The sequence below is a fragment of the Rhizobium sp. SRDI943 genome, from assembly GCF_057653695.1.
The window spans coordinates 2,175,795-2,193,073 of sequence record NZ_CM172787.1 but is presented as its reverse complement, the minus strand read 5'-3'; the positions used below and the strand labels follow the sequence as shown (position 1 = coordinate 2,193,073).

At 62.1% G+C, this 17,279-nt stretch carries 15 protein-coding genes; 12 read left to right on the top strand and 3 right to left on the bottom strand.

Annotated features, from left to right (window positions below; genetic code table 11):
* Positions 1–54 precede the first annotated feature (54 nt).
* Both alaS and AC245Y_RS11420 read left to right on the top strand, forming a co-directional pair.
* Positions 55–2,709, top strand: a complete 2,655-nt coding sequence (gene alaS / locus AC245Y_RS11425) for an alanine--tRNA ligase (protein ID WP_017994221.1) — start codon at positions 55–57, stop codon at positions 2,707–2,709.
* Positions 2,710–2,858: 149 nt separating this feature from the next.
* The gene (locus tag AC245Y_RS11420) at positions 2,859–3,710 is read left to right on the top strand and encodes an AraC family transcriptional regulator (protein WP_017994219.1); all 852 of its coding nucleotides are present in this window, start codon (positions 2,859–2,861) and stop codon (positions 3,708–3,710) included.
* Between the two features lie 47 nt (positions 3,711–3,757).
* On the opposite strand, the gene AC245Y_RS11415 is transcribed toward AC245Y_RS11420, so the two are convergent.
* From AC245Y_RS11415 to AC245Y_RS11405, 3 genes are all read right to left on the bottom strand, one after another.
* Positions 3,758–4,384, bottom strand: a complete 627-nt coding sequence (locus AC245Y_RS11415) for a glutathione S-transferase family protein (RefSeq protein ID WP_012757655.1) — start codon at positions 4,382–4,384, stop codon at positions 3,758–3,760.
* Positions 4,385–4,471: 87 nt separating this feature from the next.
* Positions 4,472–4,918 carry a GNAT family N-acetyltransferase gene (locus AC245Y_RS11410; protein ID WP_012757654.1) on the bottom strand — a complete coding sequence of 149 codons (447 nt, stop codon included), beginning with the start codon at positions 4,916–4,918 and terminating at the stop codon, positions 4,472–4,474.
* Between the two features lie 70 nt (positions 4,919–4,988).
* A complete protein-coding gene (locus tag AC245Y_RS11405; RefSeq protein WP_012757653.1) occupies positions 4,989–6,200 on the bottom strand; it encodes an NADP-dependent isocitrate dehydrogenase in 1,212 nt (403 codons plus the stop codon).
* A gap of 186 nt (positions 6,201–6,386) precedes the next feature.
* On the opposite strand from AC245Y_RS11405, the gene AC245Y_RS11400 reads away from it, so the two are divergent.
* The 10 genes from AC245Y_RS11400 (at position 6,387) to AC245Y_RS11355 (ending at position 17,243) form a co-directional block, all read left to right on the top strand.
* Positions 6,387–6,914 (top strand): hypothetical protein, encoded by a 528-nt coding sequence (locus AC245Y_RS11400; protein WP_026157367.1) that lies wholly within the window; start codon positions 6,387–6,389, stop codon positions 6,912–6,914.
* Positions 6,915–7,011: 97 nt separating this feature from the next.
* Positions 7,012–9,051 (top strand): FUSC family protein, encoded by a 2,040-nt coding sequence (locus AC245Y_RS11395; RefSeq protein ID WP_017994217.1) that lies wholly within the window; start codon positions 7,012–7,014, stop codon positions 9,049–9,051.
* A gap of 4 nt (positions 9,052–9,055) precedes the next feature.
* Complete coding sequence (locus AC245Y_RS11390; RefSeq protein WP_017994216.1) at positions 9,056–9,886, top strand: RNA methyltransferase; 831 nt, start codon at positions 9,056–9,058, stop codon at positions 9,884–9,886.
* Positions 9,867–10,670 carry a glutamate racemase gene (gene murI, locus AC245Y_RS11385; RefSeq protein WP_017994215.1) on the top strand — a complete coding sequence of 268 codons (804 nt, stop codon included), beginning with the start codon at positions 9,867–9,869 and terminating at the stop codon, positions 10,668–10,670. The genes AC245Y_RS11390 and murI overlap by 20 nt, the downstream gene beginning before the upstream one ends.
* 24 nt (positions 10,671–10,694) lie before the next feature.
* Positions 10,695–11,942, top strand: coding sequence for an MFS transporter (locus AC245Y_RS11380; RefSeq protein ID WP_017994214.1), 1,248 nt, complete (start codon positions 10,695–10,697; stop codon positions 11,940–11,942).
* A 107-nt stretch (positions 11,943–12,049) separates the two neighbouring features.
* A complete protein-coding gene (locus AC245Y_RS11375; protein WP_026157365.1) occupies positions 12,050–13,561 on the top strand; it encodes a helicase HerA domain-containing protein in 1,512 nt (503 codons plus the stop codon).
* A 224-nt stretch (positions 13,562–13,785) separates the two neighbouring features.
* The gene (gene rpsD, locus AC245Y_RS11370) at positions 13,786–14,403 is read left to right on the top strand and encodes a 30S ribosomal protein S4 (protein WP_003540107.1); all 618 of its coding nucleotides are present in this window, start codon (positions 13,786–13,788) and stop codon (positions 14,401–14,403) included.
* 102 nt (positions 14,404–14,505) lie between these two features.
* Entirely contained in the window at positions 14,506–15,435 is a 930-nt protein-coding gene (locus AC245Y_RS11365) for a glutaminase (RefSeq protein ID WP_017994212.1), read from the top strand.
* Between the two features lie 60 nt (positions 15,436–15,495).
* A complete protein-coding gene (gene ttcA / locus AC245Y_RS11360; protein WP_017994211.1) occupies positions 15,496–16,368 on the top strand; it encodes a tRNA 2-thiocytidine(32) synthetase TtcA in 873 nt (290 codons plus the stop codon).
* A 47-nt stretch (positions 16,369–16,415) separates the two neighbouring features.
* Complete coding sequence (locus AC245Y_RS11355) at positions 16,416–17,243, top strand: inositol monophosphatase family protein (protein WP_017994210.1); 828 nt, start codon at positions 16,416–16,418, stop codon at positions 17,241–17,243.
* Positions 17,244–17,279 lie beyond the last annotated feature (36 nt).

Genomic DNA, 17,279 nt, shown 5'->3' with positions numbered 1-17,279 from the left:
TAAAAGCCGATGGATTTGTATTTACCTGCCTCCGGCAGCATTGAAGGGCATAGCATGAGCGGCGTGAACGATATCCGGTCGACCTTCCTCGACTATTTCAAGAAGAACGGCCATGAGATCGTTCCGTCGAGCCCGCTCGTGCCGCGCAACGACCCGACGCTGATGTTCACCAATGCCGGCATGGTGCAGTTCAAGAACGTCTTCACCGGCCTCGAAAAGCGTCCCTATTCGACGGCGACGACTTCGCAGAAATGCGTGCGAGCCGGCGGCAAGCACAACGATCTCGACAATGTCGGCTATACTGCACGCCACCTGACCTTCTTCGAGATGCTCGGCAACTTCTCCTTCGGCGACTATTTCAAGGAGAATGCGATCGAGCTTGCCTGGAAGCTCGTCACCGAGGGCTTCGACCTTCCGAAGAACCGCCTGCTGGTGACCGTCTATTCCGAGGACGAAGAAGCTGCGACGCTGTGGAAGAAGATCGCTGGCTTTTCCGACGATAAGATCATCCGCATTCCAACCTCCGACAATTTCTGGCAGATGGGCGATACCGGCCCCTGCGGCCCGTGCTCGGAAATCTTCATCGATCAGGGTGAGAATGTTTGGGGCGGTCCTCCGGGCTCCCCGGAGGAAGATGGCGACCGGTTCCTGGAATTCTGGAACCTGGTCTTCATGCAGTTCGAGCAGACCGCACCCGGCGAGCGTTCGCCGCTCCCGCGCCCATCGATCGATACCGGCATGGGCCTGGAGCGCATGGCCGCCGTTCTGCAGGGCGTTCAGAGCGTATTTGACACCGATCTCTTCCGCACGCTGATCGGCACCATCGAGGACACGATGGGCGTCAAGGCGGAAGGCAGCGCCAGCCACCGCGTCATTGCGGACCATCTGCGCTCCTCAGCCTTCCTGATCGCCGACGGCGTGCTTCCGTCGAATGAGGGCCGCGGTTATGTGCTGCGCCGCATCATGCGCCGCGCCATGCGCCATGCACAACTGCTCGGCGCCAAGGAACCGCTGGTCTACAAGCTGCTGCCGACGCTGGTGCAGCAGATGGGCCGCGCCTATCCGGAACTGGTGCGCGCCGAGGCGCTGATCTCGGAAACGCTGAAGCTGGAGGAAAACCGTTTCCGCAAGACGCTGGAACGCGGCCTGTCGCTTCTGTCAGACGCGACGACGAATCTTTCCAAGGGCGATATGCTGGATGGTGAGACCGCCTTCAAGCTCTACGACACCTACGGCTTCCCGCTCGATCTGACGCAGGATGCACTGCGTGCCCGTGAGATCGGCGTCGACATCTCCGGTTTCACCGATGCGATGCAGCGCCAGAAGGCCGAAGCCCGCTCGCACTGGGCCGGTTCCGGCGAGAAGGCGACGGAAACCATCTGGTTCGAGCTCAAGGAAAAACACGGTGCGACCGAATTCCTCGGCTACGACACCGAAACGGCTGAAGGCGTCGTGCAGGCGATCGTCAAAGAGGGCGCGGTTTCGACCGCGGCCAAGGCCGGCGACAAGGTGCAGATCGTCGTCAGCCAGACGCCATTCTACGGCGAATCCGGTGGCCAGATGGGCGATACCGGCGTAATCTCGTCCGACCACGGCAAGATCGAGATTTCAGATACGCAGAAGAGGGGCGAAGGCCTGTTCGTGCATCAGGGTACTGTCATAGACGGCGTGTTCAAGGATGGCGATGCAGTCGTGCTGACGGTCGATCATGCTCGCCGTTCGCGGCTGCGCGCCAATCACTCAGCGACCCACCTGCTACACGAGGCTTTGCGCGAAGTGCTCGGCACCCATGTGGCGCAGAAGGGTTCGCTGGTTGCGCCCGAGCGCCTGCGTTTCGACGTTTCGCATCCGAAGCCGATGTCGGCCGAGGAGCTGAAGATCGTCGAGGACATGGCAAACGAGATCGTGCTGCAGAATTCGCCGGTTACAACTAGGCTGATGAGCGTCGACGATGCGATCGCCGAAGGCGCGATGGCGCTGTTCGGCGAAAAATATGGCGATGAAGTCCGGGTCGTGGCGATGGGTGAGGGTGTGCGCGGCGCCAAGGCCGGCAAAGCCTATTCGATCGAACTCTGCGGCGGCACGCATGTCGGGGCCACAGGCCAGATCGGCCTGATCCGTGTTCTCGGTGAAAGTGCCGTCGGCGCCGGCGTTCGCCGCATCGAGGCCGTCACCGGCGAATCGGCGCGCGAATATCTGGCCGAACAGGACGAACGCGTGAAGACACTGGCCGCCTCGCTGAAGGTGCAGCCGGGCGAAGTGCTGTCACGTGTTGAAGCGCTGATGGACGAGCGCCGCAAGCTCGAAAAGGAATTGGCTGACGCCAAGCGCAAACTCGCCATGGGCGGCGGGCAGGGCGGCTCGGTCGATGCCGTGCGCGAAGTTGCTGGCGTCAAGTTCCTCGGCAAGGCGATTTCGGGTGTCGATCCCAAGGATTTGAAGGGACTGGCCGATGACGGCAAGACCAGCATCGGCTCGGGCGTCGTTGCCCTCGTCGGCGTTTCCGACGACGGCAAGGCAAGTGCTGTTGTGGCGGTGACACCGGATCTGGTGCAACGCTACAGCGCCGTCGATCTCGTCCGCATCGCCTCTGCCGCCCTCGGCGGCAAGGGCGGCGGCGGCCGCCCCGACATGGCCCAGGCCGGCGGTCCCGATGGGTCGAAGGCCGACGAGGCGATCGAGGCTGTTGCCGTAGCACTCGCCGGCTGATTAGCCGGCTAATCAATGCGTTTCGAAAAGGCGGAGGCTTGGCTTCCGCCTTTCTCATTTCATCGGCTCACTGCCGAGGGCAAGTCAGCAGGATTTGTCAAATCGGGATATGGTTCTCTCAAGCCGATCGATTTGCACGAGGTTCCGAGATGAATGGCGAAACGGCATGGGCACTTTATGAAAACCGTCTGAGACGGGTTTCGGCCTATATTCACGACCACCTCGACGAGGAGCTGGATATGGAACGCCTTGCCGAAATCGCCTGCATGTCGAGCTATCACTGGCACAGGATCTACCGGGCGATTTACGGCGAGACGCTGGCGGCCACCGTCAAGCGGCTCAGGCTGCATCACGCGGCTGGCGAGATCGTCCGCACGGAACTTGCCGTCAGTGAAATTGCGAAGCGATCAGGCTATCCCAATCTCCAATCCTTCAATCGTATCTTCAAGTCGGTCTACGGCATGCCGCCGGCGCGCTACCGGAAAGAGGGAAGCCATACAGCCTTTGAACCCTCACCCAACGGAAAGACCAAAGCAATGTTAGACGTTACCATACGCGAGATCGGACCGATCGAGCTGATCGGCGTTGCCCATACCGGTTCCTACATGCATATCGACAAGGCCTTCGAGACGCTGTTCGGCACGCTTTATGCTCGCGGCCTCGCCAGGCCCGACATGCGGATGATCGGCGTCTATCTCGACGATCCCGACATCGTGCCTGAAGAGAAGCTGCGGTCGATCGCCTGCGTCACCGGCGCTTCCGACGTGCCGGTCGAGGCGCCGTTCGAGCGGCGCACCATCGACGGCGGCGATTATGCGGTGCTGCGCCACAAGGGTCCCTATGCTAATATGCCGAAGTCCTATCAGTGGCTCTTTGCCGAATGGCTGCCGAAATCCGGCCGGCAGTTGAAGGACAGGGTGATGTTCGAGGAATACCTCAACAACCCGCGAGAGGTGTCGCCGACCGAGCTTCTGACGGATATTCATATGCCGCTCGTCTGAGGTCGCTATTTGGGGGGGGGCGGCGGATCTGCCGCGTCCCCGAGCTCTCAAGCGGCCTGCATGGTCTTGATGGCTTCGTCATCGAGGGCGTTCGCCCGCTTGTAGGCCTCGCGCTCGTTGATGCGGCCGAAATAGTCGATGAAGGCTTGGCGCTTCTCGATGGAGCCGAAGCCGAGGCCCCAGGCGATATGGGAGCCGACATAGACGTCGGCGGCGGTGAAGCGCTCGCCGGTGACGTAGGTCGAACCGGAGACGGCTTTCTCGAGTGTGTTCATCACGTCGCCGAAGCCGCCGCAGCCGGCCATGCGCAGGCGTTCCTGCGGAATTTCGAAGCCGAGAGCCTTCATGGTCACCGCCGATTCGAGCGGACCGGCGGCAAAGAACATCCAGCGGTAGTAATCCGCGCGCTCTTCCGGCCTCGGCGCCAGCGCCTTGTCGGGAAAGGTTTCGGCGAGATAGGCGCAGATCGCCGCGCATTCGGTAACGACGGTATCGCCGTGGCGGATCGCCGGCACTTTGCCCATCGGATTGACGGAGAGATATTCCGGCGCCTTCATCGTCTCGCCGAAGGTCAGGTATTCGGTGCGGTAGGGCTGGCCGATCTCTTCCAGCATCCAGCGCGCGATGCGGCCGCGCGACATCGGGTTGGTATAGAATACCAGTTCTTCGGTCATGAGATCCTCCTGTTGTTCCTATGTTTGCGGAACCACCCCTTCGAGAATCAACACTTATCAACCCTTGATGTCAAATTTCGGCAGCAGTCAGAGCGCCTTGCGATACTGGATGAAGCCGGAGCGCTCGGCGATGCTGTCATAGAGCCGGCGCGCCGTCGCGTTGGCCTCGTGCGTCATCCAATAGAGCCTGCCTGCGCCGTTTCCGCGCGCGAGATCTGCGACGGCGTCGATGAGTGCAGCACCGGTGCCGAGCCCGCGCTGGCTGCTCTCGACATAAAGATCCTGCAGATAGCAGGTCCATTGCGGCAGCCAGCAGGAACGGTGAAAGATGGCATGGACGATGCCGACGAGGCGGCCGTCTTCGTCGAAGGCGCCGAGCGCATGCATCGGTTCGTCAGGGTCGTGGAAGCGAGCCCAGGTGAGATCGGTGGTTTCAGGCGGGATGACCACTTCATAGAAGTGCTGATAGGCAGCCCATAAAGGTTCCCAGGCGGCACGGTCAGAGGCTTCGAGCGGGCGCACGGTTGCCGTCATCGGTTCATCCTCGCAAATGAAAACGGCGGGGAAAGCCCCGCCGTTTCAATGCTATACCGAAAAGACCGGCTTACGCCATGGCCTTCTGCAGGTTCTCGTCGATCTTATCGAGGAAGGCGGTGGTCGACAGCCACGGCTGGTCGGGGCCGATCAGCAGCGCCAGGTCCTTGGTCATGAAGCCGGATTCGACGGTGTCGACGCAGACCTTTTCCAGCGTCGAGGAGAAGCGGGCGAGCTCGGCATTGTCGTCGAGCTTGGCGCGGTGCGCCAGGCCACGGGTCCAGGCGAAGATCGAGGCGATCGAGTTCGTCGAGGTTTCCTGGCCCTTCTGGTGCTGGCGATAGTGACGCGTCACCGTGCCGTGGGCGGCTTCGGCTTCGACCGTCTTGCCGTCGGGCGTCAAGAGAACCGAGGTCATCAGGCCGAGCGAGCCGAAGCCCTGGGCTACGGTGTCGGACTGGACGTCGCCGTCATAATTCTTGCAGGCCCAGACATAGCCGCCCGACCACTTCAGCGCCGAGGCGACCATGTCGTCGATCAGGCGGTGTTCGTAAGTGATGCCGGCTTCCTTGAACTGATCCTTGAATTCGGTCTGGTACACCTCTTCGAAGATGTCCTTGAAGCGACCGTCATAGGCCTTGAGGATGGTGTTCTTGGTCGACAGATAAACCGGCCACTTACGCATCAGGCCGTACATCATTGAGGCGCGGGCGAATTCGCGGATCGACTCGTCGAGATTGTACATGGCCATGGCAACGCCGGAGCCGGGGGCGTCGAAGACGTCCTTCTCGATAACCGTGCCGTCTTCACCGACGAACTTGATCGTCAGCTTGCCCTTGCCGGGGAAGCGGAAGTCGGTGGCACGGTACTGGTCGCCGAAGGCATGACGACCGACAACGATCGGCTTGGTCCAGCCGGGAACGAGGCGCGGCACGTTCTGGCAAATGATCGGCTCGCGGAAGATGACGCCGCCGAGAATGTTGCGGATCGTGCCGTTCGGGCTCTTCCACATCTGCTTGAGATTGAATTCCTTGACGCGGTCTTCATCCGGCGTGATCGTCGCGCACTTGATGCCGACGCCGTATTTCTTGATGGCGTTGGCGGCGTCGACGGTGACCTGGTCGTTGGTGGCGTCGCGGTTTTCGACCGAGAGGTCGAAATAGTCGATGTCGAGGTCAAGATACGGATGGATCAGCTTATCCTTGATGAGCTGCCAGATGATGCGCGTCATTTCATCGCCGTCGAGATCGGCGACGGGATTTGCGACCTTGATCTTGTTCATGTATCTGCCTCGTTCGAGCTTGAATGGGGACGGGGTCCCGGGTGGGTGATGTGATGAGGAGCGCTATAGCATTGTGAACCGGGAACGCAAAGCTGCAACGGGTTTCAGAATGCGTTTTTGCCGCCATTGCCAAGTGCTGGAATTTGGTTATTGTCCGCCACGATCTGCCGCCCCGGACATTCGACCATGAAGACAATCGCCGTTGTTATCGCATGTCTTATTGCCTTTTCCGGCACCGGCCATGCCGCCGATATCATCGCTCCCGTGAAGGAGATCATGGACGCGACCAAGAGCAATTGGGCCGACAATAACAGCGACTGGACCGACATCTTCGATGCGAGCCGGCTCGACCATCTCTACAGCCGCGATTTCGTCGCGAAATACCAGGCGGCGGCGCAATTTCCCGCCATCGACGACGACGGCATTTCGCCCTTCGACTACGACGTCATCGTCAACGGCCAGGATGCCTGCCCGCTGGAGGATCTGACGATGGCGGCAGCGCCTGTGGTCGACGGCGTGGCCGAGGTGACCGTGCGCTTCAAGAAATCCGCCTGCTCGGACGCTGCTGACGCCAAGGATTATACGACTGTTCATTTCCAAGTGGTCGAAGAGGGCGGCAAAACCGTCATCGACGATATCGTCACCGAAAATATCGAAACGCAGGCGCGCGATTCCCTGAAGGCAACGATGGCGCTGATTGCCAAGGGCCAATAGGCGCGCGACATTCGAGAGCATCTGGATTCGATCTCCGGTGGTTTGATTTCCGCTCTTGCGGCGGTATCTGTCGATCCCTGGGCAGCATGAGGGGCTCTTGCACTTGTTTTCCGGTTTTCAGTTCCGCGACTGGCTGCTTGCCAACGATCCGGCGCTATCGCGCCTGCGGATGGCCTCGCGGGTGACGCTGACGATCGCTTTCTCCTTTTTAGTCCTCCTCGCCATCCAGATGTTCATCCTGCCTTTGCCGACGGCGGCTTTCGGCCTTGGCATCGTGCTGTCGATCGAGGGCGGGGTGGCGGTTCGCGACAAGGGCAATGCGCGACAACTGGTGACGCGGCTCTTCGGTTGTGCCGCAAGCCTTGGCGTTGTCGCCATCGCGGCGGGCCTCGAAGATCACCGCTTTCTCTCCGATCTCGTCTTCCTGGTGGTGATCGCGCTCGCATCGGCGGGCCGCGTGTTCGGGCCGCGCGGTTTTGCGATCGGCATGTTCGCCTTCACCTCCTATTTCATGGGGTCTTATTTCCGGCCTTCTCTTGCCGAGCTGCCTGATGTGGCGATCGGCCCCGTCGTTTCGGTGCTCTTCGGGCATCTGGTGAGAGCCGTGCTCCTGCCGGACGATTGGCGGCGCGACCTGCTGCGGTCGCTCGAAAGCGTGCGCGGCCGGATCAACCAGATCCTCTTCAAGCTCGCCGCCCTTGCCGGTGGCGCCGAGATCGGCGAAGCCGACAGGCAGGAGCTGCGTCAGTTGGAAGACCGCCTGAAGGAAGTGGTACTGATGGCCGAAACCTTCATTCCACGCCCGGCCGGCGGGGTTTTCGATGCCACCGCCGATCCCGCCGCAGAGCTGGCAATCCGGCTCTTCGACGCGCATCTTGCTGCTGAGAGCGCGATCGTGCTGAGCTTCCAGAGCCCGCCGCCCTTCGCACTCGTCCATGCGGTGATCGAGGCGGATGCAGCCGAACTTGCACCCTATAGCGCCATGGCGGAAGCCATCAAGGACGAGCCGCAGGGCGAAACTGTGCGGGCGCTTCTCTGGCTCGGCGAGGCGCGGCGGCAGCTAACGCAGGCGATTGGCGAGGGGCAGGTCTCCGGCTTTGCCGGCATCGATGCCGTCAGGGATACTGCGCAGCCTGAAAAGATCGACTTTTCCTTTGCCAATCCGCTGCTGCGTTCGGCGCTGCAGATCACGCTCGCTTCGGCGATCGCCATGGGCTTCGGCCTGCTTTTGTCGCGCGAGCGCTGGTTCTGGGCGGTGCTGGCCGCCTTCCTCGTCTTCACCAATACCAATTCGCGCGGCGACACGGCGATGAAGGCGCTGTCGCGCTCGCTCGGCACGGTGTTCGGGATCGCCATCGGCCTCCTGCTGGCGACGCTGATTTCGGGGCAGCTGGCGATCGCCATTCCGGTTGCGGCCGTCTGCATTTTCCTCGCCTTCTATTTCCTGCAGGTCTCCTACGCGACGATGACCTTCTTCATCTCGATCGTGCTCTGCCTGGTCTACGGCATGACCGGGGTGCTGACGCTTGATCTCCTGCAACTGCGCATCGGGGAGACCGTGATCGGCGCGGTGGCCGGAACGGCGGTCGCCTTCCTCGTCTTTCCGGCGCGCACGCGGGGTGCGCTCGATGCTGCACTTGCCCGCTGGTTCCAGGCGCTGGAGGACCTGCTGAACGCGATCGGTGAGGGCAAGAGCGGCTTCGAGCTGATCGCCCTGTCGCAGAAGATCGATGCCTGCTACCGCGACGTGACGGTGGCCGCCAAGCCGCTCGGCTCGTCCTGGTCGGTGGTGACGCGGCCGGGCCAGATCCGCCAGACGCTGGCGATCTTCCTTTCCTGCACCTACTGGGCGCGCATCCTGGCGAAGAGTTCCACAGCGCGGGCCGAGGCCGACGAGCTGAAGAGGCTGATCGCGTCGGATCTGGCGCTGATGAAGGATGCGGCCCCGCGCGGCTCGACCTGTTTCTTCATTGAGCGCAAGGCGTCGCGGACGACAGGGCGGCACCTGCCGCTGTCGCGCGAGGGCGCGAGACTGGGGCTCGAAATGATCGGTTCTGCGCTGGAAAGGCTTTATCCGCAGGCTGATGTCTTGCCGTTTGCACCGGGCGAGGTTATTGCGCGCTCGAAACAGGGATAGAACCATGGCAGGCACGAACAGCGAGCGTCAACTTCTGGCCGAAGGGCCGGCCATCATTCTGGTCGAGCCGCAGATGGGCGAGAATATCGGCATGGTGGCGCGTGCCATGGCGAATTTCGGCCTTGCTGAACTCCGCCTCGTCAATCCGCGCGACGGCTGGCCGAACGAGAAAGCCCTGGCGACCGCCTCCAAGGCCGATCACGTCATCGAGGCGACCAAGGTCTACGATACGCTGGAACAGGCGGTCGCCGATCTTAATTTTGTCTATGCGACGACGGCGCGCGAGCGTGACGGCTACAAGCCGGTCCGCTCGCCCGTCATCGCCGCCGAAACGCTACGGGCGAGGTTCCGCGCCGGCGAGGGCACCGGCATCCTCTTCGGGCGCGAGCGCTGGGGTCTGACCAACGAGGAAGTGGCGCTTGCCGACGAGATCGTCACTTTCCCCGTCAATCCGGCCTTTGCGTCGCTGAACATTGCCCAGGCCGTGCTGCTGATGTCCTATGAATGGATGAAATCAGGCATGGAGGATCTCGGCGCCGTGCCCTTCCAGGCGATGGGGCAGACGCCTTCGACCAAGGACCAGCTGTTCGGCCTGTTCGACCAGTTGGAGGAGGCGCTCGATGCGCGCGGTTATTTCCATCCTGCCGGGAAAAAGCCGAAAATGGTCGACAATCTGCGCGCTGTTCTATCCCGCCGGGCTTTCACGGAGCAGGAAATCAGCGTGTTGCGCGGCGTCATCTCCTCCCTCGACCGCTTCTCGCGTAAGAGCCCGCGCGGCGGCCGGTTCCCGACAGCGGCCAAGGAAACACCATCCGATGACAGCGCCGACGCATGAGCTGAAACCCGTCCTCGTCTTCGATTCCGGCATCGGCGGGCTGACCGTCTTGCGCGAGGCGCGCGTGCTGATGCCGGAACGCGGCTTCATCTATGTCGCCGATGACGCCGGTTTCCCCTATGGCGGCTGGGAGGAGCAGGCGCTGAAGGAACGAGTGATCGGCCTCTTTGGCAGGCTGCTCGAGGAGCACGATCCCGAAGTCTGCATCATCGCCTGCAACACCGCCTTCACGCTTGTTGGTGCCGATCTGCGCGCCGCTTTTCCTCAGATGACATTCATCGGCACCGTGCCGGCAATCAAACCGGCGGCGGAGCGCACGCGCTCCGGCCTGGTCTCGGTGCTTGCAACGCCGGGTACCGTGAAGCGGGCCTATACGCGCGATCTCATCCAGTCCTTCGCCCAGCAATGCCATGTCCGCCTCGTCGGCTCGGAGAACCTTGCGCGCATGGCGGAGGCCTATATTCGCGGTGATGCCGTCTCCGACGACGCCGTGCTTGCCGAAATCGACCAATGTTTCGTCGAGAAGGAAGGCCGCAAGACCGATATCGTCGTACTCGCCTGCACGCATTATCCCTTCATGGCCAATCTGTTCCGCAGACTGGCGCCTTGGCCGGTGGACTGGCTGGATCCGGCAGAAGCCATTGCCCGGCGGGCGCGCACGCTCGTTCCGCACATCGCCGATGCCGTTCACCCCGATAATTTCGACTTTGCCGTCTTTACATCCGGCAATCCCGGCTTTGCGACGCGCCGACTGATGCAGGGCTTCGGTCTCAGCACGCGATAAGGCACTGCGCGCTTTATTTCACCGATGTCATCGCGCAAAATCTCCGCGGGGAATCGCGGGCGGGTGTTTGCCGCTCAAGACATAAAGGGATGCGCCGTGCCGCTGCAAAGACTTGTCATGCTGATCTTCTTTCTGCAGCCGATAGCCTTTGGCGTCTGGTTGCCGCGCATTCCTGATATCCAGGCGAAGCTTGAACTCGGCACCGCCGATCTCGCCGTCGCACTCCTGGGATTGCCGATCGGCACGCTGATCACCCTGCCGTTTGCCGGCCGCCTCGTCTCGCGCATCGGCGGGCGCATGGCGATCATCTATGGTTTCATCTTCTTTCTTGCCGTGGTTTCGCTTCCAGCCTTCGCCCCCAGCGTCATGCTTCTATTCTTCGCCTTGATTGTCGTTGGGGTCGCGCTTTCGACGGTGGAACTCGGCATGAATGTCGAGGCCGATGTGACGGAGAAGGCGACGGGGCTGATCATCATGAGCCGCTGCCACGGCTTCTGGAGCTTCGGCATCATGGCCGGCAGCCTGATCGGCGTTGGTGCCATAGCCATCGGGCTTTCGCCGCACTGGTCGATCCTGATCACGGCGATCGTCATCCTGCCGGCTGCGCTGATTGCCAGCCTGCGCCTGCCGAAATTGCCGGAAAGTCACCATGCGGAGAATTCGCAGGCAATGACCGGCTTCAAGTTACCCAGTCTTGCTCTGCTCGGGATCTGCGCCTTCGTCTTCGGCGTGACGATGACCGAAGGTGCGATCGCCGATTGGTCGGCGGTCTATCTCCGCGATGTCATGAATGCAGAAGGCGCGCAAACCGGCCTCGGTTATTCGGTTTTCGCTTTCATGGTTGCGGCGGGGCGCTTCAGCGGTGATTACATGAAAGGCCGTTTCGGCGCGGTTGCCATTGCCCGTGGCTGCGGCATCGCCTCGCTTGCCGGCATGCTCATCGTTCTCCTTGCACCGGCGACGCCGCTTGCGCTGCTCGGCTTTGCCGCAGTCGGTGTCGGCGTCTCGGTCGGGTTTCCGCTTGCGGTGACGGCCGTCGCTTCGCTGACTGACCGCCCGCCCGCTTCAAGCGTTGCGACGCTCTCCTTCGCAGCCCTGACCGGTTTTCTCATCGGGCCGCCGATCATCGGCTTTCTCGGCGAATTCCTGGGCTTGCGCGCGGGGCTTGCGGTCTTGCTGGTACCGCTTTTCGTCAGCCTGCTCTGCACACGTTTGCTGATTCCGACGCAGAAGGACATGGCGGGCGACCTCGTCGAACGCGAGGCAGTGTGAAACTCTTTTCCCAGGGCTAGCTTTCCTGTGGGTTCTTAAAGGTTTGACGACAACAGTGCCTGCGAATCTGCTAAAGACGGGCCGGGAATTTGTAAGGGGAATTGGACGTGCAGGTTGGCATCGATATGGGATTGGCGTCCGGCAGCCCGGCGACGCTCGATATCGAGGAGCTGCTGGCGACCCGTCTGCTCGTGCAGGGCAATTCCGGATCGGGCAAGTCACATTTGCTGCGCCGCCTGCTCGAGCAATCGGCGCAATGGGTGCAGCAGGTCATCATCGATCCCGAGGGTGATTTCGTCACGCTTAGCGACAGGTTCGGCCATGTCGTGGTCGACGGCGAGCGGACCGAGGCGGAGCTTGCCGGCATCGCCAACCGCATTCGCCAGCATCGCGTTTCCTGCGTGCTTACGCTCGAAGGTCTCGATCTCGAAGACCAGATGCGCGCTGCCGCCGCCTTCCTCAACGGCATGTTCGATGCCGATCGCGAATACTGGTATCCGGTTCTCGTCGTGGTCGACGAGGCGCAGATGTTTGCGCCGTCGGTCGGCGGTGATGTCTCGGAAGATGCGCGCAAGATGTCGCTCGGCGCGATGACCAACCTGATGTGCCGCGGGCGTAAACGCGGCCTTGCCGGCGTGATCGCGACGCAGCGGCTTGCCAAGCTCGCCAAGAACGTCGCGGCCGAGGCCTCGAACTTCCTGATGGGCCGCACCTTCCTCGATATCGACATGGCGCGCGCCGCCGACCTGCTCGGCATGGACCGGCGCCAGGCCGAGATGTTCCGCGATCTGAAGCGCGGCAATTTCGTCGCTCTCGGACCGGCGCTGTCGCGCCGCCCGCTGCCGATCCAGATCGGTGTGGTGGAGACCTCGGCGCGCTCCTCCAGCCCGAAGCTGATGCCGCTGCCGGATGCGCCGCAGGATGTCGAAGACCTGATCTTCACGCCCGATCCGGAGGAATTCCAGCGCCCGCTGGTGCGCCGCGCCCCGCCGGCGCCGCGGCCGACGACCGATATTCTGGCCGAACTCTCGCGCTCGACGCCGGGGGCATCGGCCGTACCTGCGGAGACGAGGGCGAGCCAGGTGGAAGTCTCCGTCGAGGAGCGGGAGGAGCGCCTTGCCAGCGTGCTGGCCGAGATACTGGACGATCCCACCTCCGCCTTCCGTACCGATTCGGTACTCTACCAGGATTTTCTGGTAAGGCTGCGCATGCGTCGCGTGCCGGGACCGCCGATCACGCTGCCGGATTTCCGCCGGCGCGTGGCGATCTCGCGTTCCGGCGTCGATGCGACGACAGCTGCGACCGATGCCTGGGCGACAGCGCTGTCGCTGTCGTCAGGCATCACCGACGACCTGCAGGGCGTCTTCCTGATGCTCGCCAAGGCCGCCGTCTGCGGCGAGCCGTGTCCGTCGGACGCCCGCATCGCCCGCGCCTACGGCACCCATTCCGCCCGCCGCGCCCGCCGCCTGCTTGGCTATTTCGAGGAGCAGGGCATCATCGTCGTGCACGCCGATTTTTCCGGCAAGCGTATCGTCGCTTTCCCTGATATGGACTGCCAGACGGCGCCGGGCGACGCCAATGCCCCCGACACGGGCGACCAGCCGCTGGCGGCGGAATAGTGGCGCTTTCCGGGTTTGCCGCTGTTGACATTTTCATGACGGACCTCTAAAGACCGCCGCAAGCACCGGGCAGCAATGTCCGGTGTTTCATTTGACATGTCCCGTGGATCGTTCCCGTTCGCTAACTGGAGCATCCTGTCAGATCTCGAAAGAGATCAGAGGAGGGCGTGTTTCCTTCGCGCGGTTTGGCAACAAACCGTCATAAACCTTTGAAAGGAAATACGATGAGCAAGCGCGAATCGTCCAAGTACAAAATTGACCGCCGTATGGGCGAAAACATCTGGGGCCGTCCGAAGTCCCCGGTGAATCGCCGCGAATACGGTCCGGGCCAGCACGGCCAGCGCCGCAAGGGCAAGCTTTCGGACTTCGGTGTTCAGCTGCGCGCCAAGCAGAAGCTCAAGGGTTACTACGGTGACCTGCGCGAAAAGCAGTTCCGTGCGATCTTCGCCGAAGCCGACCGCCGCAAGGGCGACACCTCTGAAAACCTGATCGGCCTGCTGGAATCGCGCCTCGACGCAATCGTCTATCGCGCCAAGTTCGTTCCGACGGTCTTTGCTGCCCGTCAGTTCGTCAACCATGGCCACGTCTCGGTCAACGGCGTGCGCGTCAACATCGGTTCCTACCGTTGCAAGGCCGGCGACGTCATCGAAGTTCGCGAAAAGTCGAAGCAGCTGGTGATCGTTCTGGAAGCCGTCAGCCTCGCAGAACGCGACGTTCCCGATTACATCGAAGTCGATCACAACAAGATGGTCGCAACCTTCGGCCGCGTCCCGACGCTCAGCGACGTTCCGTTCCCGGTCGTCATGGAACCGCATCTGGTCGTCGAATTCTATTCGCGTTAATGCCTTCGTCGCGCAGTCGAAACCGATTGCGAGACAACAGCATGCGTCGATATACGGAAAGCCGCTCTTTCGAGCGGCTTTTTTGCGATCTGGAGAGAAGCAATGGCAGATTTGCAGGCGACCCTCGATAGCATTTACGCCGATATCCAGCCGCGGATCGGCGAGGGCAAGGTCGCGGATTATATTCCGGAGTTGGCCAAGGTCGATCCGCAGCAGTTCGGCATGGCGATCGTCACCGTCGACGGCAAAGTCTATCGCGTCGGCAATGCTGATACCGCCTTCTCGATCCAGAGCATATCGAAGGTCTTCATGCTGACGCTGGCGCTCGGCAAGGTCGGCGAAGGGCTGTGGAAGCGCGTCGGACGCGAACCCTCCGGATCGGCTTTCAACTCGATCGTCCAGCTCGAGCATGAGGGCGGCATCCCCCGCAACCCCTTCATCAATGCCGGCGCCATCGCCGTCAGCGACGTCGTCATGGCCGGCCATGCGCCGCGCGAGGCAATCGGCGAGCTGCTGCGTTTCGTGCGTTATCTCGCCGATGACGAATCGATCACCATCGACGACAAGGTGGCGCGCTCAGAAACGCAGACCGGATACCGCAATTTCGCGCTTGCCAACTTCATGCGCGCCTACCGCAATCTCGACCATCCCGTCGACCACGTGCTCGGCGTCTATTTCCATCAATGCGCGCTGTCGATGAGCTGCGAGCAACTGGCCCGCGCCGGGCTGTTCCTGGCGGCGCGCGGCAGCAATCCGACGACCGGCCATTCGGTGGTTTCGCCGAAGCGGGCGCGGCGCATCAATGCGCTGATGCTGACCTGCGGCCATTACGACGGTTCGGGCGATTTTGCCTATCATGTCGGCCTGCCCGGCAAGAGCGGCGTCGGCGGCGGCATCTTCGCGGTGGCGCCGGGCATCGCCTCGATCGCGGTGTGGTCGCCGGGGCTGAACAAGGTTGGCAATTCGCAGCTCGGCGCCGCAGCGCTGGAGATGCTTGCGGCGCGCACCGGCTGGTCGGTTTTCGGCGATTGACGCTGTGTTGCCAGGCGGGTTTCTGCTAGAGCAAGTGTGGAATTTCTGTAGGACGAAGCAATGAATATCGCAGCCAATATCGCCGACGATCTGGAAGCCGTCGAGGCCGGGGATGACATCGGCCATGCGCTGTTTGCCGATGCGCCGCGCTCAGTCTCCTTCAACAAGCTGCGCAAGCGGCTGCTGCGGCAAGTGCGCCAGGCTTTCGACGATTTCGACATGCTGAAGGGCCAGAAGCGCTGGCTGGTCGGCCTTTCCGGCGGCAAGGATTCCTACGGGCTGCTGGCGCTGCTGCTTGATCTCAAATGGCGCGGGCTGCTGCCGGTCGAACTGATCGCCTGCAATCTCGACCAGGGACAGCCGAACTTCCCGAAGCACGTGCTGCCGGACTATCTCACCAAGATCGGCGTCCGCCATCGGATCGAGTATCGCGATACCTATTCGATCGTGAAGGAGAAGGTGCCGGAAGGCGCCACTTATTGCTCGCTCTGTTCGCGGCTGCGGCGCGGCAATCTCTATCGAGTGGCGCGGGAAGAGGGTTGCAATGCGCTGGTGCTCGGCCACCACCGCGAGGACATTCTCGAAACCTTCTTCATGAATTTCTTCCATGGCGGCCGGCTCGCCTCGATGCCGGCGAAGCTTTTGAACGACGAGGGCGACCTGATGGTGCTCCGGCCGCTTGCCTATGCCGCAGAGGACGACCTCGCGAAATTCGCCGCCGCCATGCAGTTTCCGATCATCCCATGCGATCTCTGCGGCTCGCAGGATGGGCTGCAGCGCAATGCGATGAAGGACATGCTCGCCGATATCGAACGGCGCATGCCGGGCCGCAAGGATACGATGCTGCGGGCGCTTTCGCATGTGAACCCGTCGCATCTGCTCGACCCGAAACTGTTCGACTTTTCCACCCTTGGTGTCACCGATCCTTCATGAAATGCCGGCTAAGCAGGCTGGCTATTGCATCAAGGACAGGATTTCGCATGACTATTTCAGATCAGGATATTCTCTTTCTCGGCGATTGCGTCAGAGAGGCGGCGCAAGCCGAGATCATGCCGCGTTTCCGCAATCTCGGCGCTGCCGATGTTTCGGAGAAGACTTCGGCAATCGATCTGGTGACGCAGGCTGACCTGCTTGCCGAACACCGGATCACCGCGGCGCTGAGGGAGCGCTTTCCCGCAGCGCTCATCGTCGGCGAGGAGGCTTATGACGCCGACCGGTCTGTCGTGCCGGCACTTGCCGATGCCGAGCTCGCCTTCGTCATCGACCCTGTCGACGGCACGTTCAATTTTGCCGCTGGGCTTCCTGTCTTCGGCACGATCCTGGCGGTGACGGTCAGGGGCGAGACGGTCGCCGGCATCATTCATGATCCCGTTCTCGGCGACACGGTGACGGCGATCAAAGGGGCGGGCACCGTCCTGATGCGCCAGAACGGGCAATCGACAAAGCTGAAGGTGGCGGAGCCTGCCAGCCTGAACCAGATGGTCGGCGGCATGTCGTGGGGGCATATGGACGAGCCGGACCGCTCGCGTATCTGCGCCAACATGGCAAAGATCCGGATGACCTTCGCCTTCAACTGCTCGGCCTACGAATATTGGATGGTCGCCTCCGGCAAGCTGCATTTCATCGGTCATACGAAACTGATGCCCTGGGATCACCTGGCCGGCGTGCTCGCGCATCAGGAGGCCGGCGGCCATACGGCGAAATTCGACGGCACGCCCTATCGCCCCGGCGAGACCACGGGCGGGATCATCTCCGCGCCCGACAAGGAGAGCTGGCAGCTCATTCGGCGCGAGATCGTCGGCATCTGATTCAAGGTTTTCCTGAGAGACCTAAGCGTGAGGATT

Bases quoted from the DNA above. Each gene is read 5' to 3' on its own strand.
- AC245Y_RS11415 (WP_012757655.1), bottom strand. From the start codon at position 4,384: ATGACCGAAGAACTGGTATTCTATACCAACCCGATGTCGCGCGGCCGC.
- AC245Y_RS11365 (WP_017994212.1), top strand. From the start codon at position 14,506: ATGGCAGATTTGCAGGCGACCCTCGATAGCATTTACGCCGATATCCAG.
- murI (WP_017994215.1), top strand. From the start codon at position 9,867: ATGACAGCGCCGACGCATGAGCTGAAACCCGTCCTCGTCTTCGATTCC.
- rpsD (WP_003540107.1), top strand. From the start codon at position 13,786: ATGAGCAAGCGCGAATCGTCCAAGTACAAAATTGACCGCCGTATGGGC.
- AC245Y_RS11380 (WP_017994214.1), top strand. From the start codon at position 10,695: ATGTCATCGCGCAAAATCTCCGCGGGGAATCGCGGGCGGGTGTTTGCC.
- AC245Y_RS11420 (WP_017994219.1), top strand. From the start codon at position 2,859: ATGAATGGCGAAACGGCATGGGCACTTTATGAAAACCGTCTGAGACGG.
- AC245Y_RS11405 (WP_012757653.1), bottom strand. From the start codon at position 6,200: ATGAACAAGATCAAGGTCGCAAATCCCGTCGCCGATCTCGACGGCGAT.
- ttcA (WP_017994211.1), top strand. From the start codon at position 15,496: ATGAATATCGCAGCCAATATCGCCGACGATCTGGAAGCCGTCGAGGCC.
- AC245Y_RS11410 (WP_012757654.1), bottom strand. From the start codon at position 4,918: ATGACGGCAACCGTGCGCCCGCTCGAAGCCTCTGACCGTGCCGCCTGG.
- AC245Y_RS11400 (WP_026157367.1), top strand. From the start codon at position 6,387: ATGAAGACAATCGCCGTTGTTATCGCATGTCTTATTGCCTTTTCCGGC.
- alaS (WP_017994221.1), top strand. From the start codon at position 55: ATGAGCGGCGTGAACGATATCCGGTCGACCTTCCTCGACTATTTCAAG.
- AC245Y_RS11390 (WP_017994216.1), top strand. From the start codon at position 9,056: ATGGCAGGCACGAACAGCGAGCGTCAACTTCTGGCCGAAGGGCCGGCC.
- AC245Y_RS11355 (WP_017994210.1), top strand. From the start codon at position 16,416: ATGACTATTTCAGATCAGGATATTCTCTTTCTCGGCGATTGCGTCAGA.